This is a genomic window from Thermodesulfovibrio sp. TK110 (assembly GCF_054658355.1).
Map to the genome: position 1 here is coordinate 1,385,615 of NZ_BAAHNB010000001.1, position 25,975 is coordinate 1,411,589.

General features: G+C 34.2%; 21 protein-coding genes, 1 tRNA gene, 1 pseudogene and 1 CRISPR repeat array. Of the genes and pseudogenes, 20 read left to right on the top strand and 3 right to left on the bottom strand.

What is annotated here, in order from left to right; translation table 11 throughout:
* Nucleotides 1–103 precede the first annotated feature (103 nt).
* The 17 genes from cas10 (at nt 104) to ACYQ3X_RS07445 (ending at nt 20,434) form a co-directional block, all read left to right on the top strand.
* Entirely contained in the window at nt 104–2,674 is a 2,571-nt protein-coding gene (gene cas10, locus ACYQ3X_RS07365) for a type III-B CRISPR-associated protein Cas10/Cmr2 (RefSeq protein ID WP_460181162.1), read from the top strand.
* A gap of 1 nt (nt 2,675) precedes the next feature.
* Complete coding sequence (gene cmr3 / locus ACYQ3X_RS07370) at nt 2,676–3,809, top strand: type III-B CRISPR module-associated protein Cmr3 (RefSeq protein ID WP_460181163.1); 1,134 nt, start codon at nt 2,676–2,678, stop codon at nt 3,807–3,809.
* Entirely contained in the window at nt 3,772–4,968 is a 1,197-nt protein-coding gene (locus ACYQ3X_RS07375) for a putative CRISPR-associated protein (RefSeq protein WP_460181164.1), read from the top strand. The genes cmr3 and ACYQ3X_RS07375 overlap by 38 nt, the downstream gene beginning before the upstream one ends.
* Complete coding sequence (gene cmr4, locus ACYQ3X_RS07380; RefSeq protein ID WP_460181165.1) at nt 4,961–5,974, top strand: type III-B CRISPR module RAMP protein Cmr4; 1,014 nt, start codon at nt 4,961–4,963, stop codon at nt 5,972–5,974. The genes ACYQ3X_RS07375 and cmr4 overlap by 8 nt, the downstream gene beginning before the upstream one ends.
* The gene (gene cmr5, locus ACYQ3X_RS07385) at nt 5,958–6,557 is read left to right on the top strand and encodes a type III-B CRISPR module-associated protein Cmr5 (protein ID WP_460181166.1); all 600 of its coding nucleotides are present in this window, start codon (nt 5,958–5,960) and stop codon (nt 6,555–6,557) included. The genes cmr4 and cmr5 overlap by 17 nt, the downstream gene beginning before the upstream one ends.
* Nucleotides 6,554–7,534 carry a type III-B CRISPR module RAMP protein Cmr6 gene (gene cmr6 / locus ACYQ3X_RS07390; protein WP_460181167.1) on the top strand — a complete coding sequence of 327 codons (981 nt, stop codon included), beginning with the start codon at nt 6,554–6,556 and terminating at the stop codon, nt 7,532–7,534. The genes cmr5 and cmr6 overlap by 4 nt, the downstream gene beginning before the upstream one ends.
* Nucleotides 7,535–7,536: 2 nt before the next feature.
* Nucleotides 7,537–8,373 (top strand): putative CRISPR-associated protein, encoded by an 837-nt coding sequence (locus ACYQ3X_RS07395; RefSeq protein WP_460181168.1) that lies wholly within the window; start codon nt 7,537–7,539, stop codon nt 8,371–8,373.
* Nucleotides 8,370–9,782 (top strand): type I-A CRISPR-associated protein Csa5, encoded by a 1,413-nt coding sequence (csa5, locus tag ACYQ3X_RS07400; protein WP_460181169.1) that lies wholly within the window; start codon nt 8,370–8,372, stop codon nt 9,780–9,782. Before ACYQ3X_RS07395 ends, csa5 begins: the two co-directional genes overlap by 4 nt.
* 3 nt (nt 9,783–9,785) lie before the next feature.
* On the top strand, nt 9,786–10,076 hold the full coding sequence (locus ACYQ3X_RS07405; protein WP_460181170.1) for a nucleotidyltransferase family protein: 291 nt from the start codon (nt 9,786–9,788) through the stop codon (nt 10,074–10,076).
* Nucleotides 10,069–10,431 (top strand): HepT-like ribonuclease domain-containing protein, encoded by a 363-nt coding sequence (locus tag ACYQ3X_RS07410; RefSeq protein WP_460181171.1) that lies wholly within the window; start codon nt 10,069–10,071, stop codon nt 10,429–10,431. The genes ACYQ3X_RS07405 and ACYQ3X_RS07410 overlap by 8 nt, the downstream gene beginning before the upstream one ends.
* Nucleotide 10,432: 1 nt before the next feature.
* Nucleotides 10,433–11,383: a DevR family CRISPR-associated autoregulator gene (locus ACYQ3X_RS07415; protein WP_460181172.1), complete on the top strand. Its 951-nt coding sequence runs from the start codon at nt 10,433–10,435 to the stop codon at nt 11,381–11,383.
* Nucleotide 11,384: 1 nt separating this feature from the next.
* Nucleotides 11,385–12,164, top strand: coding sequence for a CRISPR-associated protein Cas5 (gene cas5, locus ACYQ3X_RS07420; RefSeq protein WP_460181173.1), 780 nt, complete (start codon nt 11,385–11,387; stop codon nt 12,162–12,164).
* Complete coding sequence (cas4, locus tag ACYQ3X_RS07425; RefSeq protein ID WP_460181174.1) at nt 12,165–12,674, top strand: CRISPR-associated protein Cas4; 510 nt, start codon at nt 12,165–12,167, stop codon at nt 12,672–12,674.
* 55 nt (nt 12,675–12,729) lie between these two features.
* Nucleotides 12,730–13,974, top strand: coding sequence for an ATP-binding protein (locus ACYQ3X_RS07430; RefSeq protein ID WP_460181175.1), 1,245 nt, complete (start codon nt 12,730–12,732; stop codon nt 13,972–13,974).
* On the top strand, nt 13,974–14,966 hold the full coding sequence (cas1b, locus tag ACYQ3X_RS07435; protein WP_460181176.1) for a type I-B CRISPR-associated endonuclease Cas1b: 993 nt from the start codon (nt 13,974–13,976) through the stop codon (nt 14,964–14,966). Before ACYQ3X_RS07430 ends, cas1b begins: the two co-directional genes overlap by 1 nt.
* Nucleotides 14,966–15,229: a CRISPR-associated endonuclease Cas2 gene (gene cas2 / locus ACYQ3X_RS07440; protein ID WP_460181177.1), complete on the top strand. Its 264-nt coding sequence runs from the start codon at nt 14,966–14,968 to the stop codon at nt 15,227–15,229. The genes cas1b and cas2 overlap by 1 nt, the downstream gene beginning before the upstream one ends.
* A 292-nt stretch (nt 15,230–15,521) precedes the next feature.
* A CRISPR array of direct repeats spans nt 15,522–19,492; the repeat unit is 30 nt; unit sequence GTTGCGAGCCTACCTATGAGGAATTGAAAC.
* A 135-nt stretch (nt 19,493–19,627) separates the two neighbouring features.
* Nucleotides 19,628–20,434, top strand: coding sequence for a DDE-type integrase/transposase/recombinase (locus ACYQ3X_RS07445; protein WP_460181178.1), 807 nt, complete (start codon nt 19,628–19,630; stop codon nt 20,432–20,434).
* 82 nt (nt 20,435–20,516) lie between these two features.
* Here ACYQ3X_RS07445 and ACYQ3X_RS07450 read toward each other — a convergent pair whose 3' ends face one another.
* From ACYQ3X_RS07450 to ACYQ3X_RS07460, 3 genes and pseudogenes are all read right to left on the bottom strand, one after another.
* Nucleotides 20,517–21,191: an IS256 family transposase gene (locus tag ACYQ3X_RS07450; protein ID WP_460181179.1), complete on the bottom strand. Its 675-nt coding sequence runs from the start codon at nt 21,189–21,191 to the stop codon at nt 20,517–20,519.
* A 20-nt stretch (nt 21,192–21,211) separates the two neighbouring features.
* Nucleotides 21,212–21,634: pseudogene (locus tag ACYQ3X_RS07455) on the bottom strand (transposase); the annotation flags it as partial.
* Between the two features lie 479 nt (nt 21,635–22,113).
* Nucleotides 22,114–22,197, bottom strand: a tRNA-Leu gene (locus tag ACYQ3X_RS07460).
* 150 nt (nt 22,198–22,347) lie between these two features.
* Here ACYQ3X_RS07460 and ACYQ3X_RS07465 point away from each other — a divergent pair.
* Genes ACYQ3X_RS07465 through ACYQ3X_RS07475 form a run of 3 tightly spaced genes read left to right on the top strand, consistent with a single transcriptional unit; the run spans nt 22,348 to nt 25,929 of the window.
* Nucleotides 22,348–23,865, top strand: coding sequence for a glycosyltransferase family 2 protein (locus ACYQ3X_RS07465; RefSeq protein ID WP_460181180.1), 1,518 nt, complete (start codon nt 22,348–22,350; stop codon nt 23,863–23,865).
* A complete protein-coding gene (locus tag ACYQ3X_RS07470; protein ID WP_460181181.1) occupies nt 23,819–24,850 on the top strand; it encodes a glycosyltransferase family 4 protein in 1,032 nt (343 codons plus the stop codon). The genes ACYQ3X_RS07465 and ACYQ3X_RS07470 overlap by 47 nt, the downstream gene beginning before the upstream one ends.
* Nucleotides 24,847–25,929 (top strand): glycosyltransferase family 4 protein, encoded by a 1,083-nt coding sequence (locus ACYQ3X_RS07475; RefSeq protein WP_460181182.1) that lies wholly within the window; start codon nt 24,847–24,849, stop codon nt 25,927–25,929. Before ACYQ3X_RS07470 ends, ACYQ3X_RS07475 begins: the two co-directional genes overlap by 4 nt.
* Nucleotides 25,930–25,975 lie beyond the last annotated feature (46 nt).

Below are 25,975 nucleotides of genomic sequence, written 5' to 3' on the forward strand. Positions count from 1 at the left end.
TTTTGATATTAAAAATCATGAAGAAAGAGCAAAAAAATATGCTAATAAACTTGGCATAAGCGGGCTTGAAGATGCAAAAGGGTCGGACTGGATTGCTTCCTGTATGGAAAGAAGTTTTCTTCCAAATGAAAAAATATATCAAAAGTTTAATGAAGTAAAACATCCTCTATGTGAAGGAAAATTAAATACTTCCAAATCTATTAATGAAAATGAAATCTTTAATCTCATAGAATCTGTATTCTCAAATCTTAATGTTCTTGAAGATGACGATAAAAAGAAGTTCTTTTATCTATGGAGAAATCTAGAGGATGAAATCCTTGAACCTTTAAAGGAGGAGAAATATAAAGACTGGATTAAATATCTTTCAATACTGCCAGCAGATACAAGAATTCCGGATCACTCTATCTGGGAACATTTGAAAGTTACTTCAGCAGTGAATGCATTTTGGGATAATAAAAATAAAATATTGCATCAAAGTAACTCTCTTTTTCTCTTTACAATTGGGCCAGTTCAATCCTTTATCTCTCAAGCAAGAAAAACTCAAGACTTCTTTATGGGCAGTTTTATGCTCTCTTATCTAACTTTTGTAGCAATGAAGGAAATTATAAATGATTTTGGACCAACCTCAATAATTTATCCAGACCTTTATAAACAGCCACTTGTGGATTGGTTTCTGAAAAATGAGTTAAATATAACAATTAAAAATTCTTACTCTTCTTATGTTGATTTACCGACTATTCCAAATAGATTTGTGGCAATTATTTCATTAACTAATGAAAAAGAGTTAAAAGAAACTGCTGAAAAAATGAAAGACAAAATAAAAAATGAGATAAAACAAGCAAAAGAGCAAATTTTGAAAGGATTACAAATAAATTTATCTGAAAAGCAAAAATCTCTCTTTGAAAATCAGTTGGCTAATTTTTCAGAAATATATTGGGTTGCAGTTCCTTGGAAGCTTGAAAATAAAGATATAACAATTGATGACTTAAAGGACTTTTTTGAAGAGAATGAAATTAAAAAATTGCAAGAAATATGTGATTTTGCTCAACAAAACGAAAAAAATCCCCCAAATATAGGACTTCTGTATCAGCTTCTTTATACAGCCCTTGAAAAATCTCTTGGTGCAAGAAAGAACTTAAGAGAATTTAGTTGTTTTGAAGAAAAAGGAAGAAAATGTTCTCTATGTGGAGAAAGAAATGTTTTATTTTTTAGAGAAGAAAAAAATCCACAAAAGTTTTTGCGGTATAATCCAGAAGCTATTAATGTAAAAGATATTAAAAATTTTCCTTTAAAATATTTAGCTGACGGTGAAGGATTATGTGGGTTATGTTTCATAAAGAGGACTTTTGAGATTTATCTTAAATCATTAAAAGGAGAAATGCAAGAAAAATTTAAAGACTTTGGATTCCCTTCAACTGCTGAAATTGCAGTATCAGATTTTAAAGAGAATGCTTTAGAAAATGCTAAAGATGAGTTTAAGAAATATCAGGAAATTATGTTAGAAAAAGAATTTCCTGAAGGGACTCCTATTCCTAAAGTAAAAGCCATGTTAGTTAAATCACTTGAAGGGGAATGGTTCTTTGAAGAAAACTTAAGAAGAGATTTTATAAAAAAAGAGTTAGGATTAGATATTGATGAAAAAGATTTAAAAGAGATAAAAAAACGCTTAGAAGATATAACAAACAAAATTGGTAAGCCTAATCCTTATTATGCCATCATTCATCTTGATGGGGACAATATGGGAAAATGGCTTTCAGGAGAACTTCTACCAGAAATTGAACATGCTTATAACAGTGAAACATGGGATCAATTACCTGATGAATTTAAAAATGAGCTGAATCAAAAAATCACAAAAAAATTCTTAACACCTGCAATACATTCTGCTATCTCCAAAGCCTTAAGAAACTATGCTATTGAATTTGTTAGAAAAATTGTGGAAGATGAGCATCTTGGAAAACTTGTTTATGCAGGTGGTGATGATGTTCTGGCTTTTGTCAATTTAAAGGACTTATTAGATGTAATGGAAAAATTAAGATTGGCTTTTTCAGGTCATATAAAGTTTGAAAACGGAAATATTAAGGTTGATTTAAAAAATGATAATGGTTTTGTTGAGAAAGATGGAACTTATCTTTTGACAATGGGAAAAAAAGCAACTGCATCTATGGGTATTGTTATAGCTCATTATAAAGAGCCCTTAAAAATTGTAATTGATAAAGTGTTTAAGATGGAGAAATTGGCAAAAAAAGATGAAAAAAATAGGTTTGCTATATCTTTAATGAAAAAGTCAGGAGAAGAGAGAATTTCAGTTTTTGAATGGTTATATGAAGATAAATTATTAACAGATATTATGAAAAATATAAAAGAAAAGATGAAAGAAAGTGAGGAGGGATATATTTCTGACAGTTTTATTCAGAAATTTAAGATAGAATTTATGAAGCTTAAAGATGAAAAAGATCAAAAAGGTCATTTTTCAGGTTCTGAAGGAATTGCAAAAACAGAACTCAAAAGGCTAATAGAAAGGGCTTACAACGGAGACAATGATAAAGAAAAAAAAGTAAAAGTATGTAATAGTTTTTTTGACAATGCATGGGCATTGTTTACCGCTTCAGGAATGAACATTGATAATTTTGCTAATATGATTGAAATTTTATCTTTTATGAACAAGGGAGACTGATATGTGGTATGAAATAATTCCAAATGATACTTTATTTTTTAGAGATGGAAAACCATTTACCATGGGATCAGAAACTTGGGCAGATTCAATATTCCCACCTTATCCGTCCACTGTTTATGGAGCTATAAGAAGCTGGTTAATTTTTGAAAAAGGTGGCTTGAGGAAGTTTAAAGAAGGAGAGTTTAAAGAAGAATTAGGAACAGAGAATGAAAAAGGTTCCTTGTTAATTAAAGGTCCTTTTCTGAAAAAAAATGATGAGGTGTTTCTACCATGTCCACTTGATTTAGTTAAAATTAAAGATAAAAAGGCCCGAGATGAGAAAAATAAATTATATCAATTACCGTTAATAGAGAAACCACCAATTTTTATTTCAGATTACCCGTTTGATAATGTTTTATTGTGGCAGAGACAAGAACAAGTAGAAGATGCAGAAGGTTATTTGAGTTTAACTTATTTGAAAGATTATTTAAAGGGGGAAGGTGATATTAAATTATTAATGCGAGAAAAGTTTTTTAAGTCTGAACATAAAATAGGCATTGCAAGAGAAAGAAATACTTTTGTTTCAAAAGAAGGACATTTATACAGGATTCCATTGATACGATTAAAAAAGGGAGTTTCTATTTTAGTAAAAATTGAAGGTGTTAAAGATATTCCAGAAAGTGGAATATTACAAATTGGAGGGGAAGGCAAGACTGCAAAAATTCAAAAAATTTCCAATCCAATAGACGATTTTGAAAACTTTGATGTGGAGTTAAAGGACAAAATATTTAAAATTTACTTTGCAACACCTTGTATTTTTAAAAAAGGTTGGCTTCCAAGCTGGATAGACGAGAATTCTTTTGAGGGAGAATATAAAGGAATAAAACTAAAACTTATTTGTGCTTGTATAGGAAAATATAAAGCTATTGGAGGGTGGAATATGGCCAGTAATGAACCAAAGCCACTGCAAAGAGCTGTTCCACCTGGTAGTGTGTATTATTTTCAGATACTTGATGACGGCAATATAGACAAAATTAAAGATGCCTTTCATTTTAAAAATATTTCAGATGTATTTCCTGAAGAAGGTTTTGGATTAACTTTTATAGGAGGGGTTAGTGATGAAAGTAGTAACAATGGTTGGAACTTCTATTTTTGAAAATTTTTTTGAAAATAATGATAACTCAACAGTTAGAAATTATTACGAGGATTTAAAAAATAAAAGGGAAAACGAATATGCAAGAAATGAAACAAAAATTAACGCTATTAAAAAAGCAATTACAAATTGGATAAATAAAGAAAAAGAAAAATTTAATATAAGTGCAGAAATTAAAAGTCTTACAAAAATATCAGAGGAACTAAATGAATATTTAGAGGTTTATCTTTTGGCATCAGATACTGTATTAAGTAGAATTGGTGGTGAAATATTGCAGGAATGGATACCTAATATAGTATCCAAATGTGAGATTAAAAAGCTGGAAGTAATTAAAGACCTTCAAATCTGGAACAGAAAAGACTTTAATAAAGGAATGAGTGAACTAATCGGCAAAATTTATAAGATATCTAATGAATATTGGGATAATGTTATAATAAATATAACAGGTGGATATAAAGCAACGATCCCTTATCTTACGATATTAGCTCAAGTTAATCAATGCCCAATATACTATATATTTGAAGATACTGATGCTATAATAGAAATTCCTCACATTCCCATAGATATAAAATGGGAAATATTTGAAAAATATAAACATTTTTTTTACAAACTTGAAAGGGAAGGTATTATAGAGTTTAAAGATGTGAACAATAAAGATTATCAAGAGGTTAAAAGTATTTTAGAACATGCAGACAGTTTATTTTCTCTCAATCCACTTGGAGTTACTCTATGGGAAAGGTATAAAAGAAAATTTGACTTATTTTATGTTTCAAAAGAGTATGATGAATATATAAAAAATAACAAACAATATCAGAAAATAGCTGAAAAATCGTTGCTTGAATTGAAAAGACGTCTTAAAGAAAATCCTTCTAACCCAGACCTTGACCATAAATTAAAAAATGTAAACTTTAAAGAATTTAAATGCTTTAAGCATAAAGAAGAAGATTTACAAGTTAGAATTTTGTATAAAGCAATTCCAAGAGAAACAAGATATGGCACTCGGGAATTTGATATTTATATTGGTTCATTAAGAATAGGAAGAGATGTCCACAATGCGGAAAGCGAATACGTAGAAGATTTTAATAGAATTTTTGAAAAAATTAAAGATACTCAAAATTATAAACTACTTAGTATCCAAAAAAAGGAGGTCCAAAATGTTTAAAAAAATTCAACCATTCTTCATAATTGTAGAGACACCCCTTCATGCAGGGAGTGGTTCTGAATTAGGGCTGGTAGACTTGCCAATTCAGAGGGAAAGACATACAGATTATCCAAAGATTGAAGCATCTGGATTAAAAGGAAGCCTAAGAGAGGTTTTTGAATTTAGAAGTCCTGAAATAGAAATAAACTCTCAAAAAATAAATGCAACAGATAAAATTAAATATAAAGAGAATGATAAAGAAAAAGAAATAGATTATCTCTCGCTTGTTTTTGGACCTGAGGGAAACGATATCCATGCAAGTGCTATAGCCTTTACTGATGCAAGAATTTTACTTTTCCCTGTTAAATCTTTGAAAGGTATTTTTGGATGGATAACCTGCCCTGATGTTTTAGAGAGATTTAAAGAGGATTTAAAATTAGCTAATGTAAACCCTCCAGTAGAAGATTTTTCAACTCTGAAAAACACATATCCTCAAAACTCAAACTTAATAGTATCTTCAAAAGTTGTTTTTGAAGAATACACTTTTGAAGTAAAACCTGATGAACAAACAACAAAACTTGCTCAATGGCTTTCTGAAAAGATATTCCCCAAAAAAGGAAATAATGATCCTTATAAATACTGGAGGGAAAAGATTGAGAAAGATCTTGTTATTTTATCTAATGACGATTTTAAAGAGTTTGTTACATCATCAACAGAGGTTATTACACGAACAAAAATTGACTCAAAAACTGGAACTGTTGCATCTGGAGCACTCTGGACAGAGGAGTATCTGCCCACGGATACCATTCTTTACTCACTTGCAATGGCATCACCTTTAAGGGTTGATAAAGATGAAAAAAAGGGTGTGTTAAAGGCTGCCAATTCAGAACAAGAAGCAGAAAACATTATGGAGTTCTTCAAGCAGGGATGTCCTGAAGTCCTTCAAATAGGTGGCAATCAAACTATTGGAAAAGGAATTGTTAGAATTGAATTTTTGAAGGAGGGCAAAGATGAACAGAGAAAGTGAAATAAGAAAACTTGAAAGAGGAAGGGCTGAATTTGCTTATAGATGTGTTGAAGAAGTAATAGAACTTCGTTCATTAAACAATTTGGGATTTGTTGAAAAAGTAGTAGAAAATTTTAAGAATAAAGTTTTTGAAGAATTAAAAAAAGAAATTGAGAAAGGAAGTATAAAAAAAGAAAGAATAGAAGAAATATTAAGTTTTCCTCGCAAGATTGAAGAAAAAAGATTAAATGATCATGAGAAAAAAGTTTTCGAAAAATATAAAAAATATAAAGAAAATTATAGTTCTTATACCAAGAAACTACCCACTATGATTCTTTCCAATGGACTTGGTCAAACCCTTGCTTTTGTTAAATCTAAAGCAAAAGATGGAAATGCTTATGAATTATTATATGCTCAAATGAGTGAGTATATGAAAAGCAATTCAGTGATACGAATTCAAATGCCACCTGATAAAAATGAACTTATTGAATGGGTTATAAGCTGTAATAGTAAAGAGTATCGCTGGATAACTCAGGAATTGCTTGCCTTTTTAAACTGGCTCAAAAGATTTACAGAAGGAATGATTGAGGAGGAAGGAGAATGAAAATAAAGAATGAACAACCAGGAAAGGATTACAGGTTATTAAATCCGTCAGATACATTAAGAATTTTGTATTCAGAAGTTTTAAAACAAGGGAAGTGGGAGTTTAATAAAAAAAATGAAGAAGTAAAGACAGATTGGTGGTATCAAAGTCATAATAACTATGAAAAAAATATAGCATTACTTTTTGGAAAATTTATACCTGAAACATTAATATCAAAAGAAGTAGAAGAAAATAAAGGCAAATTTTTGGAATTTATAGTAAAAGAATTTGATAACTTTCAAAAGAAAAGTAATTTAACTAATCTTTTTTTAGAGAGAAATAAATATATCCTTGAAGTTATAAAAAAAGATTATTTCATTGAAAATTTTTCTGCAACATTATCTTGGCGAATGGTTATTGGGCTTGGGGCATCTCATCCTCAAGAGACATCAATGACACTTCACCATATATATGGTATTCCTTATATACCAGCAAGTGCAGTAAAAGGTGTAACAAGACATTGGATGATTTTAAAGTTTGCTGGTGAATTGGCTAAAAGTAACGATTATGATATAAAAAAGGCAATTGAAGAACTTCAAAAAAAATTAGAAAATGGAGATAAAAGTTTTAATTTTTCAGTAAATAATATAAATTTTCAAGATTTAATTAATATATTTGGAACTCAAAAAGAAGCAGGGAAAATTATTTTCTTTGATGCATACCCTGTAGGTGAAATAAAATTAAAACTTGACATTATGAACCCTCACTATCCTGATTATTATAGTGGGAATACTCCCCCTGCGGATTGGCAAAGTCCAGTGCCAATAAAATTTCTTACTGTTGAAAAAACAAAATTTTCTTTTTATCTTGCTGCTAAAAAAGATGCTCAGGACTTACTAAACACTGCTGCAACCTGGTTAAAAGAGGCTTTAGAAAATTACGGTATAGGTGCAAAAACATCTCTTGGTTATGGAATTTTCAACCATTTGGAGGGATAACCATGAAAGAGTTCCACATTATAAATGTTGGTGCAAGCATAATAACGAATTATCAAAAAAGTTTGCCCGAGGGTGACGAAACAAAAAATAAACTGCTTTCTGACAATAACTTTTGGGAATCAAAATTAAATGATAGTGAATTTTTAAAATCAATTTATACCTTTGTTAAGGAAAAACCAATGGAAAGATCTGCTGAGTTAAATAGTTTTCTCAGAAAAGTAGAAGGGTCAAATAATCAAATAGAGGTCTATTTTGTTGGGACAAAAACACCGGTTAATGAAATATGTGTAAGAACCCTTGAAAGATTTATGAAGGAAAGGGGCTATACTGTATATATGGCAAAAGAGGTTCCGGGTTATTTCATGGAAACAAGCTACGGTGGGGACAGAGTAAAAAGCTTCATTGAAGGTATTTCAGACATGCTGGATCACCTCATAAAAATTGCTGAAAAGAAAAAAGAAGAGGCATACAAAGTTTATTTCAATCCAACAGGTGGTTTTAAGGTCCATGTAGCGACAATGGCTCTTGCCGGCTTTATGACAGGATGTGAAGTTTATTATATTCATGAGGAATTTCAAGATCTAATAACTTTCCCGCCTCTTTTTTATATTCCAAAGGGGAAGGAGCGAGAGGTTTTAGAAATTCTTATGGGGAAATCTGAAAGATATGTTACAGGCGAAGAATTTGATCAGTTAATTGATAAATTTAATGAAGAAATGGACAGATTAGCATTTTATGGTCTTGCAGAATATGAATTTGATGAAAATAATAGACCTTTCCGATTTAGAATTACATATAAAGGCAAGCTTATTTTTAAACAATTAAAGGAAGGAAAATGATTCTTTTATATACCCCCTCAACAGGCTTTCCTGATTTAGAAGTGAAGATTGCCTATGGGCTTGCAAGGGTAGGGATTGAGTCGGGAATCAATTTTGAAATAACACCACAAGCAGGTTTTTATATTATTAATTTTGAGACTAACTCCCTGGATAAAATTCATGAAACTTTATTGATGCTTCTAAAAAGGCTTTTAACGAGCAACAGATTTTACGAACTCGGTGTTAAAGCAAAAGATAAAGGGAAGTACACTGCTGATGAAGAAACAATAAAAAAAATCTCAAAAAATTTAAACTTTGCTTCTATATATTCACCAAGAACAATAATAAACTTAAACTTTAAAAAAGACACATTTTGTGGTCATGAAGAATTACCAAAATTTGGAGGGAGAACAGGTTTAATCCTTTTATCATCCTTTCATGCAGGTAAGCCTTATGAAAGAGATAAAAGGTTTTCTACTTTTAATCAATCCCTCTGTTCAGTTTGTGGGTATCTTGCAGTTCTTGGTTTGTATTCTTTTGGATTTATAATCCAGCTTGGCACAGGTAAAAATAAAAAATATGTTTTAGTTTTACCCCTACCTAAAAAAACACTTAATAAAGAGTCATTTATCAGATTACTTTCTTTACAGAAAACCCTTCATAATTTCTGGCTCTCAAATATTTTGCCACTTCGCACTTTTACTATAGGATTATTAGCAAAGGTTCCATCGCTGTGCGAGATTGTAAATGAGCTGGAATTATCTTTTTACCTGATGATGTTGTCAAAGGACAACAGGGGTGATACTGCAGTAGAGCAAAATTCTCTTGTTGAAACTTTTCCTTTCTCAAGATTTATTGCCCAATCTTCTTATAATTCTGCTACCGTTGAAAAGTTATTAGGAAGTGTTAGAAAAGATGATTTGCCTAAAATAACTACACTTTTAGAATTAGTTGAGTTAATCGAAAATAGAAGCAAAGATTCACTTTTAAAATTCCCTCGCCTTTATGTTCAGGAGACATCACCAAAAAATGGGAGTTATGTTAACCTTTTATATCCTGAAACAGCAAAATACCTTTTAAAGGAGGTGGCTATGATAAGCCAAAATATTATTGAAAATCCCTCATTGAGTAGTCTTGCAAAGACTTTGAGATATTTTATAAGAGAGAGAAAATATGGCTATGCTGATGATATTAGGAATGCAAGGGAAGATTCAAGAGATTTTGAAGAGACGATAGCAAAGATGTTAAGAGAAGGACGATTGAGGCTTGAACAAAAAGAGATGATACATTTGCCAACGGATAGTGAAATTCAAGAAGTCTTCAGACTTGCCAATCAGGATTTTGAGGCAACCAAAACAGCCCTTGTAATACTTGCCTTTTCATTCCCATCAGGAACAAAGGAAGAGGTTATTGAAACCACAGAGGGGTGATAAATGAAGAATAAGATAACTGATAAATTAAAAAAGCACCTACCAGAGATAAAGACAAGATTTAAGGTTAAAGAGATAGGTATCTTTGGTTCTCAAATAAGAAATGAAGCTAAAAGAAAAAGCGATGTAGATATCCTTATTGAATTTGAAGAAGGCGGTGAAACATTTGACAATTATATGGACCTTAAATTTTATCTGGAAGATATTTTTCAAACAAAGGTTGATTTAGTTATAAAAGATACCTTAAGGGAAGAAATAAAAGAAGATATACTCTCAGAGGTTAAATATGTCTAAAAGAAAGTATATCCACTTTTTACACGATATTTTAACAAGTTCAGAAAAGATCATATTTCTTATTGAGAACAAATCTTTTGATAAATTTGTTCAGGATTGGGTTATTGTTGATGCTACTATAAGGAATCTTGAAATAATAGGAGAGGCTGTAAAGAACTTACCCGATGAAATAAAGCGAAAATATCCATTTGTTGAATGGAAAAAGATTGCTGGATTAAGAGATATATTGATTCATAAATACTTTGGGGTAAACTACAATATTTTGTGGGATATTGTGAAAAATAAAATTCCAGAGTTAAAAAACCAAATTACAAAAATTATAAAAGAACACAATAAAAAAGATAAGGAGGAGTAAAATGCTTAGGTTTGTAACTTTTGCAGTAAAGACCCAGATGAATGTCCATGACTTAAATAATGAAACTGTGGCAGGCAATGTGACGGACATCAGGATTATGGAGTTTCTTGATGAAGATGGCAAAAGGGTTGAGGCTCCAGCAGTATCAGGAAGAATGCTGAAACATTGGCATTTTGAAGGGATGAGGAAGTTGATATTGAATGGTACATATTCATCCATTCCATTATGTGATGGCTGTAAAGCAGGTGAACCAATTAGACCAGGTGAAATTAAAAATGGAAATTTAACTCAAGTTGCAAAGCCAGAGCAAGATGCAATTTTATCTTGTGCTGTCTGTGATATTCACGGATATCTTATAGCGAAGGGAGCTGAAGGCGAAAAAGGAGTTTCTGCACGCCGAACATCACGGACAATGTTTTCCTGGCTTATGCCTGTTTTAGGAGTAGATACTGCCCAAAAACAGGTCCTTCATACCCGTGTTTCACAACAGCAGGAAATGGCAGAAGGAGAAGGTGCTGCTCAGATGATTTTCAATAAATCCTATGCCTCTGGCATCTATGCCTTTGTCTCTGCCCTTGATGTAGATAGAATTGGTCTTGTCGAGCTAAATCTCGGAAGCCCTAATCCATATGCAGTTGATGATAATAATGGACGAAAAGACAGAATAAAAGTTGCCATAGAAGCCTATCGTTTAATGCTTTCTGGTCAAATTGGGGCTTCTCTTTCTCATGCTCTTCCTCATCAAAATCCAGAAGAAATTCTTGTAGCTTATTCAGAGGAAGGACCTTTGCCGTTTCCAGTCTCTCCGATGTATAAGGATTACATAGAAAAAACAATTGGCTTAATGCCAAAGGGTACAAACTTTTTATACTGGGGATCCGAGTCGCCCTCCGGAGTTAGTAAGAAAAATACAATTGATGATATATTTCAAGAAGTTTTGAGTAAGGTTTAATATGAAAGCCCTAATATTCAAACTCGGATTAAACTCTCTTTATTCCATCAGAATTCCTTTTACATGGCAGTCTGCCCTCACATATCCTATATTACCGCCTTCTGCTGTAATTGGTCTTATCGCAAATGCCTTACAAAGATACAAGAACGACAAACATCCAATTGAGTATCTTAAAATAATAGAGGGAAAAGTTATCTGGGCTGGATCAAGACTTCTAACCCCATGTGTAATAAAAAGTTATATAACATCAGCTATAGTTAAATGGGAAGACATCTTAGGTGGGAAATTTACCAATGCCCTTGGAAGAGAATATGCCTATACAAGAGAATTAGAATGCCTTATAATATTCAGTGATGAATCTCTTATTAAAGATTTAGAAGTAGCCCTTATCAGTTCACCTTTAACTTGCGGAGATAGTGAATCTCCAGCATATGTTGATGGTGAGCCTAAAACTTTAAATGTGTCAGAACCACAGGTGGATAAAGTAGAAACCTCGTTCCCTGTTCCTTTTAATCCAACTATCCAGATTACCGAAGGTAGGGGTAAGATATATCTTATGCATGAGAGATGCCACAAAAAGGATGAATCATTCCCTTTAAAAAGTTTTATAGTACCTATTGAAGAAAAAGGCAGGATACTTTATCCAACCACTATTAAAGTTCCTGTTGAAAATTTAATAGTATTGAACACTGAAAATGGTTTATCTGTGTTAATCGATGTTGTCCATGAAGAATCACTGGTTAAAAAGACAAAACATAAAAAGAAAAGAAAAAAACGCTAAATGCATCCCATCCCCACTCTCATCTGGTATTACTACATCTGTCCACGAGAAGTTTGGCTTATGAGTAGACAGCTTGAGCCATATCAGGCAAATCCATTTATAGAGATTGGACGGCTTCTTTCTGAGGAGGCATACAAAAGAGAAAGAAAAGAGATAATGCTTCAAACTCCTGAACAGGCTGGTGGAATGGTTATAGACCTCCTTAAAGCAGAAGGAGAAGATGTAGTTGTTGGCGAGATAAAGAAAAGCTCTCGTTTTGAGAAATCTGCCAGAATGCAGCTTGCCTATTACCTGATGAGGCTTAAAAAGCTTGGCATTCATGCGAAAGGCATATTACTGTTTCCTAAAGAAAAGAAAAAAATTGAGGTAACACTCACAGAAAAGCTTGAACATGAACTTATTGAAGCACAGAAGGAGATAAAGCGAATCATTGCACTTCCCATGCCACCAGAGGCAAAAATGATAAAATTCTGCAAAAAATGTGGCTATCAGGAGTTTTGCTGGTCTTAATTTATACGATAATTTTGGCATTGATATTTTAAAATTCTCGTGCTAAAATTTAAAGATGATAAAAAGAAAACTTATTAATGAATTAAGAAAGCATATCAAAAAGCCTGAAATTACTCTTATTGTTGGTCCAAGACAGGCAGGGAAAACAACTATAATGAAGGCTCTTGAGGAAGAGCTAAGAAAAGCTGGGGAACGAACACTCTTTCTCAATCTTGACATTGAATATGACAAAGAACATTTTAAATCTCAAGCCTCATTACTCAGGAGAATCAAGCTTGAGTTTGGAGAAAATAGGGGAATTGTATTTATTGACGAGATACAGCGAAAGGAAGATGCAGGAGTATTTCTTAAGGGCATCTATGACATGGGGCTTCCTTATAAGTTTATTGTGTCTGGTTCAGGAAGTGTTGAATTAAAAGAACGAATTCATGAGTCTCTTACTGGAAGAAAGAGGATTTTTGAACTCTTAACATTAAGCTTTGAAGAATTTTTTAATTATAAAACTGCTTATAAATACGAAAATAACCTTGTTGAATACTTTGAAGTTGAAAAGACAAAAGCCATGAGTCTTTTCGAAGAATATTTAAACTTTGGAGGTTATCCTCGTGTTGTCCTTGAAGAAGAACTGTCTGAAAAGTTGAGCCTTATGAATGAAATTTACCAAAGCTACATTGAAAGGGATATTTACTATTTATTAAAAATTCAAAAACTACCAGAATTCAGTAAACTTGTAAAAATTCTTGCTGACTCAGCAGGAAAAATATTGAGTTTTAATGAAATATCAACTACTGTCATGCTTTCAGTGAAAACACTTAAAGAGTATCTATGGTATCTTGAAAAAACCTTTATAGTATCAAAGGTAACACCCTTTTACAGAAACATAAGAAAAGAGTTAAGTAAATCACCGGTTTACTACTTTAATGACCTTGGTTTAAGGAATTTTTCCATTGGAGAGTTTGGCAGGATAAGAGAATATAGCTTCCTGTTTCAAAATTTTGTCTATCTAATTCTCCTTGAAAAGATCAAAAACACCTCTTACCAGATTAATTTCTGGAGGACAAAAGATAAGGCAGAGATAGATTTTATCATTGATACAGGCACTTCTTTAATACCTGTAGAAGTAAAATATAAAGAGTTAAAAACTCCTGAAATACCCCGTGCTTTGCAAAGCTTCATTAAAAGATATGCTCCTGACAGAGCGCTAATTATCAATCTCTCCCTTTATGAAAAAAGCAGGATAAATAATACCGATGTTATTACAATGCCATTTTACAGGCTTTTTGAGTATAATTTAGCATAATGAAAAACTCAATTTACATATTTTCCGACGGTGAACTTAAAAGAAAAGACAACACCCTGTATTTTGAGACAGAGGAAGGTAAAAAATACATCCCGGTAGAAAACACTCAGGAGATATTGATATTTGGCGAGGTAACAATAAACAAGCGTTTGCTTGAATTTCTTACAGAATCAGAGATAATACTTCACTTCTTTAACTACTATGGCTACTATGTGGGCTCATTCTATCCAAGAGAACATCTTAATTCAGGATATATGATTCTCAAGCAGGCAGAGCACTACCTTGACCATGAAAAAAGGCTTATCATTGCAGAAAAGTTTGTATCTGGTGCTATTGAAAACATCAAACGGGTGCTCATCTATTATGCAAACAGAGGAAAACCTCTCAATGAAACAATTGATAAAATAAATTCAATAGCCCAATCAATTAAAGACTGTGAAAGCACAGAAGAATTGATGGCAGTTGAAGGCAATATCCGTGAACTGTATTATCAAGCCTTTGACACTATCCTTGACAGTGAACACTTTGTATTTGAAGCAAGAACAAAGAGACCACCTAAAAACAGGCTTAACGCACTCATCAGCTTTGCAAATTCACTTGTCTACACAACAGTCTTAAGTGAGATTTATCATACCCATCTTGACCCAAGAATAGGATACTTACATGCAACCAACTTCAGGAGATTCACCCTTAATCTTGATGTTGCTGAAATCTTTAAGCCTATAATTGCAGACAGAATTATATTCAACCTTGTAAACAAAGCCATTATAAAACCTCAACACTTTGAGAAAAAGCTTGATGGAATTGTTTTGAATGCCTTAGGGAAACAGCTCCTTATTCAGCAGATGGATGAAAGACTTCGCAGCACAATTCAACATAAAAAGCTTGGCAGACACGTATCTTATCGGCAGTTAATAAGGCTTGAGCTTTACAAAATTCAAAAACATCTAATTGGCGAGGAAGAATACAAACCATTTCAGAGTGGCTGGTAATGAAAGTCATACTGGTATACGATATAAATGAAAAAAGAGTGGCAAAGGTGCTTAAGACCTGCAGAAAATATCTTAACTGGGTTCAGAACTCTGTTTTTGAGGGAGAAATTACTGAGGCAAAGCTTGTAAAACTTAAGATGGAATTAAAAAAAATAATTAACGAAGAGGAGGATTCAGTAATAATCTACACATTTAGGTCTGCATGGTATACCAACAGGGAGACAATAGGAATTAAAAAAGGAGGAGAGGAGTTGATAATTTAAACTTTGAACTTTGAACTTTGAATTTTGAATCTTGAATCTTGAACCTTAAACTTTAAACCTTGAATATTAAATACTCCAAATGCTTTGTGATTCAGTCAAAGCCTTCTGAGCAGGCGAGAAATCTCCTCCTTATAGAAACATTAAATTTTCGTCTACCTCCAATAATGTAAAAATCCTTGAGGTACGACGACAAAATTTTTCTTGCAAAATCAATAAAATTTTGATAAAATTGATAAAAATTCAAACGATCATTGACAAGGCAATTTCCTTGATTTTATTATATTTTTATAGGGTTGCGAGCCTACCTATGAGGAATTGAAACACCTTTTTACCTATACCCTTACGTCTGGAAGAGAATGTTGCGAGCCTACCTATGAGGAATTGAAACTTTCTTCTCGTGACTACAATAGGATTCAGAAGTCCCTGGTTGCGAGCCTACCTATGAGGAATTGAAACTTTTAGCAGGAAAGCAGGAACCACGCTAAGCTTAAAAGTTGCGAGCCTACCTATGAGGAATTGAAACGAAAGTATAAGTAAGAATAAAAAAGCAGAAAGGAGGTGAGTTGCGAGCCTACCTATGAGGAATTGAAACTTTTAGTCACGAAGATATACACGACAGCATACTAAAGTTGCGAGCCTACCTATGAGGAATTGAAACCTTCACCACCATATGCCCATTCTAACCTACCAAGATAGTTGTTGCGAGCCTACCTATGAGGAATTGAAACAAACATCAAACAAAGAATGGCGAGCCTTTGATACTTAGTTGTTGCGAGCCTACCTATGAGGAATTGAAACTTCCACTTTTGTTCCAGAAGCTACAGGGAAAAAACAGTTGTTGCGAGCCTACCTATGAGGAATTGAAACCCTTCTTCCGGTAGCTGTAAAAGCAGGTCCTTTCTGGTTGTTGCGAGCCTACCTATGAGGAATTGAAACAAACTGTTGGAAAAACAGAAAAAGCCAAAACAATAAGGTTGTTGCGAGCCTACCTATGAGGAATTGAAACATCACCAAATTAAAGAGGCTGAAAGGAGAGTAGAGCAGTTGTTGCGAGCCTACCTATGAGGAATTGAAACGGTCTAATCTCAATCTGATCCCCCGCTCCATCAGCCCAGTTGCGAGCCTACCTATGAGGAATTGAAACCTGCAAGATAAATTAATTTTTACAACACAGAATAGAGTTGCGAGCCTACCTATGAGGAATTGAAACCCAAAAGACCCATTTGCACATGGAATAAGTGAGTGCAAAGTTGCGAGCCTACCTATGAGGAATTGAAACTAAAAATGTCTATTGCTCTAAACCCATGCTTGTCAAGCGTTGCGAGCCTACCTATGAGGAATTGAAACAATCTTCTTGCAATAAAAGATGAAATGTTTTTGTTGTCCAGTTGCGAGCCTACCTATGAGGAATTGAAACTAGTTTTCCAGTGTAATATATTCATGTGTGTTGTATTTTTGTTGCGAGCCTACCTATGAGGAATTGAAACCTGGTGTAAAAAACCAATAAGAAGTGGGTCAACCTTGTTGCGAGCCTACCTATGAGGAATTGAAACCCTATAAGGAAACCCGACCTCTCCAGAGTCTGCTTTGCGTTGCGAGCCTACCTATGAGGAATTGAAACATTCTTGAAGGTTCCAAAAAGTAATTCAATGCCTTTTGAGTTGCGAGCCTACCTATGAGGAATTGAAACCCAAAAAGCATGTTTGGAACGCCTCTGATAAGAAAGTTGTTGCGAGCCTACCTATGAGGAATTGAAACTTCTCCTATTTGGACAATATATGGCATCTTGATTCGGTTGCGAGCCTACCTATGAGGAATTGAAACTACACTTTTAACTACAACTAAAAAAGAGGTAATTTTGACGTTGCGAGCCTACCTATGAGGAATTGAAACATCTCATGAACATTTGCAATTTGATTATTTCTGTTACTTGTTGCGAGCCTACCTATGAGGAATTGAAACCTTTTATAGGATGCACATCTTTTACTGAGATCAGGTTGCGAGCCTACCTATGAGGAATTGAAACGTTTAGTCACGAAGATATACACGACAGCATACTGAGTTGCGAGCCTACCTATGAGGAATTGAAACCTTTATCACAAGATTTTTAGGATTCACAAGCAATGAGTTGCGAGCCTACCTATGAGGAATTGAAACTGAAATGTGGACGGAAGGTATCATCTTCTTTAATCCAGTTGCGAGCCTACCTATGAGGAATTGAAACAATACTGGATACAGCAACCTGCTTTTGTTCTGCAAAGTTGCGAGCCTACCTATGAGGAATTGAAACTATCTTCTGAATATTTTTCTTCATCGGCTAACTTAGAATCAGGTTGCGAGCCTACCTATGAGGAATTGAAACTATTGAATAGAAATTCTTGCATGCATTGTTTTACTTGGTTGCGAGCCTACCTATGAGGAATTGAAACTATTGAATAGAAATTCTTGCATGCATTGTTTTACTTGGTTGCGAGCCTACCTATGAGGAATTGAAACGTTATTTCTGTTGATTACAATAGGTTTATAGCTTTAAGTGTTGCGAGCCTACCTATGAGGAATTGAAACTTTGCAAAACTAAAAAGACTTTTTCCAATCTTTTTAGTTGTTGCGAGCCTACCTATGAGGAATTGAAACTTGTTCTTGTGTCCTTTGTCGTAAGAGCTTCAGGAAAGGTTGCGAGCCTACCTATGAGGAATTGAAACCTCGGAGCATATTTTTATTACCTTGCGTCTATGTTGTGTTGCGAGCCTACCTATGAGGAATTGAAACTCTTATCTCAGGAGTTATTACAGGAATAATTACACGTTGCGAGCCTACCTATGAGGAATTGAAACTCTTTAAAAGCAATTGCCAGAGGATAATTTGCTTTATCAGGTTGCGAGCCTACCTATGAGGAATTGAAACAACTTCTCCACTGCTTCAATCACCTCTCTCGCCAAGTTGCGAGCCTACCTATGAGGAATTGAAACAGAATATTATAACTGGTAACGGCAATCAATTGCCATCGTTGCGAGCCTACCTATGAGGAATTGAAACAGGTTTTCAAAGTCAATCATTTTTTTTCTTCTTCTGCAAGTTGCGAGCCTACCTATGAGGAATTGAAACATGTAAAATTCTACTTCAGATGTCATGTTGAGTCTGCGTTGCGAGCCTACCTATGAGGAATTGAAACGATAAAATTGATAAACTTGCCATATTCTCTCTCTTTAGTTGCGAGCCTACCTATGAGGAATTGAAACCATGCTTGGAATTCTCATAATCAAGATATAAAGTTGTAGTTGCGAGCCTACCTATGAGGAATTGAAACTTAGATAAAGCTAAGACAATTAGATTTGAAAATTTTGTTGCGAGCCTACCTATGAGGAATTGAAACTCTTCTGCACATGCTACAATGAGAGCAATGAGAAGCACGTTGCGAGCCTACCTATGAGGAATTGAAACAAGGAACATGTGCATGAGGTAGTGGAGAGCATTATCGGTTGCGAGCCTACCTATGAGGAATTGAAACAAATATTGCAAGATATATATGAAAATATTACAAAAAACGTTGCGAGCCTACCTATGAGGAATTGAAACCAGCAAAAACAATATGCTTACCGCTTTCGTTCTTTACTAGTTGCGAGCCTACCTATGAGGAATTGAAACTCTTTTTCTTGCCACTATCTTTCCCTACTGTCCCATCGTTGCGAGCCTACCTATGAGGAATTGAAACCATTAAGGGTCTCTCGGACAATGAGATTAGAAAAATCGTTGCGAGCCTACCTATGAGGAATTGAAACATAAAACAGTTGCCTCTTCTTTTCCTATCATTCCTCTTTGTTGCGAGCCTACCTATGAGGAATTGAAACCATAAAATGTTATTTGATAAAAACATTAAAAAGTCAGTGTTGCGAGCCTACCTATGAGGAATTGAAACAAAAAACAACTCCACCACCAACTTTAAAAAAGCCAGGGTTGCGAGCCTACCTATGAGGAATTGAAACTTCAAGTTTTTGTCAAGATGCTGCATTTTGTTTTTCTGTAGTTGCGAGCCTACCTATGAGGAATTGAAACGGATTTCATTTGAAGGCACCGACTGTTATTCTGCCACAGTTGCGAGCCTACCTATGAGGAATTGAAACATGTCTCAGCTTTTACGATATGGGATAAGAGATGTTCCTGTTGAGTTGCGAGCCTACCTATGAGGAATTGAAACAGTATGAAAGTGTTGGCGTTTCCTTGGGACCTAAGCAAGTTGCGAGCCTACCTATGAGGAATTGAAACCATTTTAAACGAGCGCGTTTCCTCAAAAATAATCTCTTCGAAGAGGTGTTGTTTCCTCAAAATTGACAAAAAGGGCAAGCATCCTTTAAACCTTTATGGTTTAAGCAAAAATCTTACAAAAAGGAGGTTTAAAGAATGATTGCCAGGATACCTGAAGGAGTATACACCATGAAGAACAAATTAGTCATCATCCTTAACAATGCAGAGCTATACAGAAAGGCTAACAAGAAACAGAAGTCCCAGCTACTTAAGGAACTTTCCCTTATACTTCACATGAACAAACAATATATTTCCAGTCTTTTAAGGAACTCAGGCAAGAAGGTAATAAGAAAGTCAAGGACAGTGGTTATAGCTGACCCTACCCTTTCTTGCGTATCAAAAAGGGGCAGAAAGAAGGTCTATGATGACTCTGTAGAGAAGGCATTAAGGATAAAGGCACTACTGTTAAAGATATCTCATAGCACAGTAGACAGACTTCTTAAACCCTACAGGGACAGGATAAAACTGAAGCAGAAATATCGTAGCAATCCCTTTAGCAGCAACCTTAAGAAATCTATAATGGTAGAATCCTGGTTTGACAAACCAAAACAACCAGGTTATCTTGAGATAGACCTTGTCCATCATTCAGGGGCATCAGGGAAGGGAGAATTCATCTATACCCTTACAGCAACAGAGGTATCAACAGGATGGACAGAACTGAGACCGATAAAGAACAAGGCAATGATATGGACAGTTCAGGCTCTTGAGGAGATACTTAAGGTTATGCCAGTGCCTGTGAGGGCAATACATTCTGACAATGGCTCTGAATTCATAAATGCCCATATGGAGAGATTCTGCAAGGAAAGGGGTATAAGATTTACAAGGTCGAGGCCTTACAGGAAGAATGACGCACCCTATGTAGAGAGCAAAAACTGGTCAATGGTGAGGGCATATACAGGATAGAGGAGGTATGATACAGAGGAAGAATTAAAGATCCTTAGGAGGCTTGAGATGCTGATAAGCATAAGGCAAAATCTGGCACTTGTCAATAATTTTGTGTTTGGGCATAGAATTTTCTATTAAAAATTTGTCTAAGTTCATAGGTATTAGCTTTCAGTATAGGTACAGGATTTTTCCATCTGCCTTGTAACAACCTTTCCCTCTGCAAAAACAGATTTGTCTCAAGTATTTCAATTGATTGAAAATATCCTCCAAGCCTCAGTCTTATTTCCTCTATTCTTCTGTTAAAGTTCTCTGCTGCATTAGTTGTGTATATATATTTTCTTATCTCTTCGGGATATTTGAGAAAATTAAAATACTTCTCTGCCTTTTTCTTTAGTTCCTTCATAAAATAAGAATAGTTTTTCTCGTATCTATCACAGAGAGATTTAAACCTCTCTAATGCATCCTCAAATCCTGAGCTTAGCTGTTTTATTTGATTAAGCATTTTAAGAAATTCCTGAGAAGCCAGTTTCCCCATGTTTTTTCTGATGTTTCTTTTTAAATGTACAAAACAGAGTTGATGCTCTGTAAATGGATAAAGTGCCTTAAGAGCCTCACTTAACCCTGGGAAATCATCGCTTACTACCACAACTACCTTCTGTAATCCCCTGTCAAGTAGATCGTTCAACACCTGCAGCCAGCCTTCCTTGCTCTCTGAACCAAAAAATTCATAAAATCCATAGATGTCCTTCTTTCCCGTCAGGTCTATGCCCAGCACTGTATATACACAGGCTCGTCTTACTTTTTTGATTGCTTTATATCCGTGTGATAGCCATCTATGAAAAGGGCAAATACTTCAGAGGGTAATTGCCTTGTTTTAAAATCCTCAAGCCTTTCCCTCAGGTCTTCAATTATCTTTTTCATCTCATCCTGAGTATAAGGAAGTCCTAACTCACTGAGTGTCCTGTGAAGCTGAGCGGGACTGTATCCGTTTATTATTAAAGAATAAAGGACATCTGTATAAGATGCACCTACTCTCTGGTATGGCTGAGGTAAAATGTAAGGCCGAAACTCACCATGTCTGTCTCTTGGAACAGTAAGGTCAAGGCAGAATGAGCCTTCAGAGAACTGACGATGATAATAGCCATTGCCCTTATTGCCAGGGCTATTTTTTAGATATATCTCTCTTTCAGATTTCATTATCTGGTTTAATGTTTCTTCAAAAAGCTTCTTTAGTCTTACCTGTTAAAACATCATCTCAAAGTACTTTCATGGCTGCTTCCCTGAATAGCTCCTCTTTTACTGCCTCATACATCTCCTTTTGATTTTCCATATCCTCTTTCCTCCTCTTTATTTAGTTTTCAAATTCACATATTTTATCCATAGACACAAAATTATTTTAACTTCCTGCCTGTGGGTATAAGACAAAGAGTAGGCGATTAGCATTGGATTTTTTGAAGAAGTTTCAGGAGGTAAGAGCAATGGGTTTATCAAAATATTATAATGAGCTGATTGAAGATTGGGCATTAGGCATTGACATAGAAGAAGCAGATGGACAAGCCTTTTTTATCTTGGTGAAAACATAAATTAGAAACAATACTGCCATGATGGGCATGAGAAATAAAATAAATTCACTAAGGGCATATCCAATTATTTAAGGATAACAAATGAACTTTAAAATTGCAATAAGGATCAAAGAATGCCGAAGGCGGGATTTGAACCCGCACGGCGTTGCCACCACCAGATCCTGAATCTGGCGCGTCTGCCAGTTCCGCCACTTCGGCTTAACATCTTAATTTTATCTTTATTGTATAATTCTTAGCAAGTCCAGAATGTTACATACTTGAAAGTTGATAAATTCAATAATTTTTGCTATACTATATTAGCATTCTTTATGATTAGCTGCTACTAAGAGTTTTCTTAGGAGGTGGCTAATGAGGAATGCGGGCTGGTGTTTTCACTCCAAATTTCTTTATTTCTCAATTATTTCTGGATATGTTTTTTATATATTTCATCTGAATTTTTTTGAAGCAATCATAAACTCCATTTCTTTATTCCTTTTGTCTTTTGAACTTTTTCTCATTTTTGATACTACAAAGAAACAAAGATTGAGGAAAACGGATTTTATTGAGTTACCACCTGATTATAAACCTTTTGTTTCTATTCTTGTCCCCATATGTAGAGAACCAGCAAGAGTAGTTAAATCCACGTTAACCTCTTTGAGTAATCTTGATTATGAAAACTATGAAATATATGCATTAGTTAACAATACTCCTTACAATAAAGATGTAGAAAGTATTAAAAAAATCTGTAATGCTCTTGGTGAGAAAGTAAAATTTTTTTACATTCCAAAAATTGAGGGATTTAAAGCAGGAATTCTAAATTACGCTTTAAAACTCATATCGCCTCAGACAGAAATAATCGGAATTATAGATTCTGATTATGTAGTGGAAAGAGATTTTCTCAAAAAAACAGTGGGATACTTTAAAGATCCAGAAATAGCAGTTGTCCAGCTTCCTCAGGACTATTTCCTGGATAATACTCCTTTATCAAAGGGAATGTATTATGCTTACAGATACTTTTTTAGCACTGTAATGAATACATGCAATGAATACAATGCCGCCTCTTTTATGGGAACAATGGGTCTCATAAGAAAAAATGTTCTTGAGAAAATCGGAGGATTTTCAGAGGAAGTCATAACAGAAGACAGTGAAATTGGGATGAGAATTCATGAGCTTGGTTATAAAACAGTTTATATTGATCATTCAAAAGGTAAAGGACTTATGCCCTATAGCTACAAAGCTTACAAGAAACAAAGAGCAAGATGGGTATTTGGGAACATGCAAACCATAATGAAAAACTTTAAATCTTTTATCTGGGGTAAACTCAATTTCATGCAAAAGCTCTGTTATTTAGCACAAAATACAATATGGTTTAACAATTTATTTATACCTTTCTTGATTATAGTTTCCAGCAGTATTGGTCTATTTTCATTCAGCTTTGCTTTTGTAGTTCCCTATTTTGCATTCCTTTTAAGCAGGATTCTTGGTTTATTTTTTGCAATGCCTGTTAATACTGTTGTAAGTTTAAAAGAGCGTATCTATGCATTTATCTCTTTTCTTTCCCTGAGCCTGCCAATGGCAACTGAATGGATTAAGTGCTTGATTTATCCCAAAAAAGGATTCTGGAGAACCCCTAAATTTAAGGAAAACTCTGGAATGCTGGGATATATTCAGGAAGGCTTCTCAGAGTTTTTAGTATTGCTCTTGAGTGGGTTTGCCTTTATATCAGGAATCTCAAAAAATCAAATTATATTAGCTATGGGAGCTCTTATAAATGCCTTGATATACTCTTCAGCAGTGTGGCAGATATATGGATTTTTTAAACTCTCAAGGAAAGAGAAAGATGAAAATTGGATTAATTTCGCCACTGTGGAAGAAACTGCCTCCTGAAAAATACGGAGGAACAGAACTTGTTGTTTATGACCTTGCATGCGCATTAACTGAAAAGGGTCATGAAGTAACTGTTTTTGCTTCAGGAGATTCAAATCTTCCATGCAAATTAATACCGATTATAGAAAAAAATCTTTATGAGATGCTTGGACAGTTTAAATGGGATTTCTATGACTATGATATTTTACAAACTGAAATAGTAGGGAAAATGAGTGATGAGTTTGATGTTCTTCATAATCATAATGGATTTATCCCTTTGACTATTAGTCCTCTAACAAAAACTCCAATATTAACAACAATCCACAGTTCTTTACCACCAGAGCCTGCTGTGCTCAGAAAAGCATTTAAAGACAGATTCTATGTCTCCATAAGTAATGCTCAAAGAGAGCTTGCACCAGAGCTCAACTGGATAGCAACAGTTTATCATGGAATAGATGTAAAAAAATATCCCTTTTCAGAGGAAAAAGGAGAGTATATTGTTTTTCTTGGCACTTTTTCTCCTCACAAAGGTCCTGATATAGCTATTGAAATAAGCAAAAAAGCTGGAATTCCTATTATTCTTGCTGGAGAAATAAGAAAAGAGTTTGAAGAGTTTTACAGAGAAAAAATTCTTCTCAAGCAGGACGGAAAGCAGATTAAAGTATTTGGAGAGCTTACATTTCAAGAAAAGGCAGAACTTTTAAAAAATGCTTTAGCACTGATATTACCTGTAAGATGGAAAGAAGCCTTTGGACTTGTAATGATTGAAGCAATGGCTTGCGGAACTCCTGTTATTGCTTTCAGAAAAGGCTCTACACAGGAAGTTGTAGAGCACGGTATTACAGGATTTTTAGTTGATTCTGTTGATGAAGCATGTGAGGCTTTACAGCAAATTGAAAAAATTGACAGAAACGTTTGCAGAGAAACCGTTCAGCAGAAGTTTTCAAGAGATACAATGGCTGAAAATTATTTAAAAATTTATAAAATTCTGGAGGCAAACCGATGAAAATAGCCCAAGTTGCACCACTTATTGAAAGAGTTCCACCACCAATGTATGGAGGAGTGGAACTAATTGTAGGAGAACTCGTGGAAGGATTACACAACAAGGGATATGAAGTAACGCTTTTTGCAACAGGAGATTCTATCTGCCCTCAAAAACTTGTTTCTGTTGTAGCTTCTGCAATGAGAGGAAAACCAAGAAGAGAAATATGGAAGTACGAGTTTTTGCAGGCTGCAAAACTAATTGAAATGAGTGATGATTTTGATATAATTCACTGTCATTTTGGTCCAAATATTTTTCCCTGGGGATGGATTGTGGATTTAATAGAAAAACCCATAGTTTTTACTCTTCATTGTAGACTTGATCTTCCTGAACTTAAAAAAATATATAATGAAACAGATTTGTTTAAAAGATGTTATCACGTTTCTATCAGTAATGACCAGAGAACACCGCTTCCAGAAGCCCACTATGTGGCAACTGTTTACAATGGGATAGAAGTTGAAAAATATCCATTTAATGATAAAAAAGAAGACTTTTTAATATTTCTTGGAAGGTCTTCTCCTGAAAAAGGAATTGTTGAAGCAATTAAAATTGCTAAAAAAGCAAAACAGAAACTTATGGTTTTAACAAAGGTTGATCCTGTTGATGAGGAATACTTCACGAAAGAAGTAAAACCATTGATTGATGGTAATGATATAGTTTTAATTGGAGAAGTTCCATTTAAAGAAAAGGTGTCATGGTTAAGTAAAGCAAAGGCAATGCTTTTTCCAATCCAATGGAAGGAACCTTTTGGACTTGTAATGATTGAAGCAATGGCTTGCGGAACTCCTGTTATTGCTCCAAGAAGAGCTTCTGTCCCTGAAATAGTAGTTGATGGGACTACAGGTTTCATTGTTTCAGTGGAAAACATGATTGATGAGATGGTTGAAAAAATTAAAGAGATTAAAAAAATAAATCCTATGGATTGCAGATTGCATGTGGAAAAAAATTTCACTGCAGATAAGATGGTAAATGAATATTTAAAAGTATATGAAAAAATTCTTAAGCTACATAAGCCCTTTTCTTTAATAGAAAAAATCTGGTAAATCTGAAAGCCTCATCTTCTTCAGAATAAACACAGGAGTTTTGTCA

What these genes read in the sequence shown, in the direction of transcription:
- cas10 (WP_460181162.1), top strand. Translation starts at nt 104, where the DNA reads ATGGAAAGAAGTTTTCTTCCAAATGAAAAAATATATCAAAAGTTTAAT.
- cmr3 (WP_460181163.1), top strand. Translation starts at nt 2,676, where the DNA reads ATGTGGTATGAAATAATTCCAAATGATACTTTATTTTTTAGAGATGGA.
- ACYQ3X_RS07375 (WP_460181164.1), top strand. Translation starts at nt 3,772, where the DNA reads ATGAAAGTAGTAACAATGGTTGGAACTTCTATTTTTGAAAATTTTTTT.
- cmr4 (WP_460181165.1), top strand. Translation starts at nt 4,961, where the DNA reads ATGTTTAAAAAAATTCAACCATTCTTCATAATTGTAGAGACACCCCTT.
- cmr5 (WP_460181166.1), top strand. Translation starts at nt 5,958, where the DNA reads ATGAACAGAGAAAGTGAAATAAGAAAACTTGAAAGAGGAAGGGCTGAA.
- cmr6 (WP_460181167.1), top strand. Translation starts at nt 6,554, where the DNA reads ATGAAAATAAAGAATGAACAACCAGGAAAGGATTACAGGTTATTAAAT.
- ACYQ3X_RS07395 (WP_460181168.1), top strand. Translation starts at nt 7,537, where the DNA reads ATGAAAGAGTTCCACATTATAAATGTTGGTGCAAGCATAATAACGAAT.
- csa5 (WP_460181169.1), top strand. Translation starts at nt 8,370, where the DNA reads ATGATTCTTTTATATACCCCCTCAACAGGCTTTCCTGATTTAGAAGTG.
- ACYQ3X_RS07405 (WP_460181170.1), top strand. Translation starts at nt 9,786, where the DNA reads ATGAAGAATAAGATAACTGATAAATTAAAAAAGCACCTACCAGAGATA.
- ACYQ3X_RS07410 (WP_460181171.1), top strand. Translation starts at nt 10,069, where the DNA reads ATGTCTAAAAGAAAGTATATCCACTTTTTACACGATATTTTAACAAGT.
- ACYQ3X_RS07415 (WP_460181172.1), top strand. Translation starts at nt 10,433, where the DNA reads ATGCTTAGGTTTGTAACTTTTGCAGTAAAGACCCAGATGAATGTCCAT.
- cas5 (WP_460181173.1), top strand. Translation starts at nt 11,385, where the DNA reads ATGAAAGCCCTAATATTCAAACTCGGATTAAACTCTCTTTATTCCATC.
- cas4 (WP_460181174.1), top strand. Translation starts at nt 12,165, where the DNA reads ATGCATCCCATCCCCACTCTCATCTGGTATTACTACATCTGTCCACGA.
- ACYQ3X_RS07430 (WP_460181175.1), top strand. Translation starts at nt 12,730, where the DNA reads ATGATAAAAAGAAAACTTATTAATGAATTAAGAAAGCATATCAAAAAG.
- cas1b (WP_460181176.1), top strand. Translation starts at nt 13,974, where the DNA reads ATGAAAAACTCAATTTACATATTTTCCGACGGTGAACTTAAAAGAAAA.
- cas2 (WP_460181177.1), top strand. Translation starts at nt 14,966, where the DNA reads ATGAAAGTCATACTGGTATACGATATAAATGAAAAAAGAGTGGCAAAG.
- ACYQ3X_RS07445 (WP_460181178.1), top strand. Translation starts at nt 19,628, where the DNA reads ATGATTGCCAGGATACCTGAAGGAGTATACACCATGAAGAACAAATTA.
- ACYQ3X_RS07465 (WP_460181180.1), top strand. Translation starts at nt 22,348, where the DNA reads ATGAGGAATGCGGGCTGGTGTTTTCACTCCAAATTTCTTTATTTCTCA.
- ACYQ3X_RS07470 (WP_460181181.1), top strand. Translation starts at nt 23,819, where the DNA reads ATGAAAATTGGATTAATTTCGCCACTGTGGAAGAAACTGCCTCCTGAA.
- ACYQ3X_RS07475 (WP_460181182.1), top strand. Translation starts at nt 24,847, where the DNA reads ATGAAAATAGCCCAAGTTGCACCACTTATTGAAAGAGTTCCACCACCA.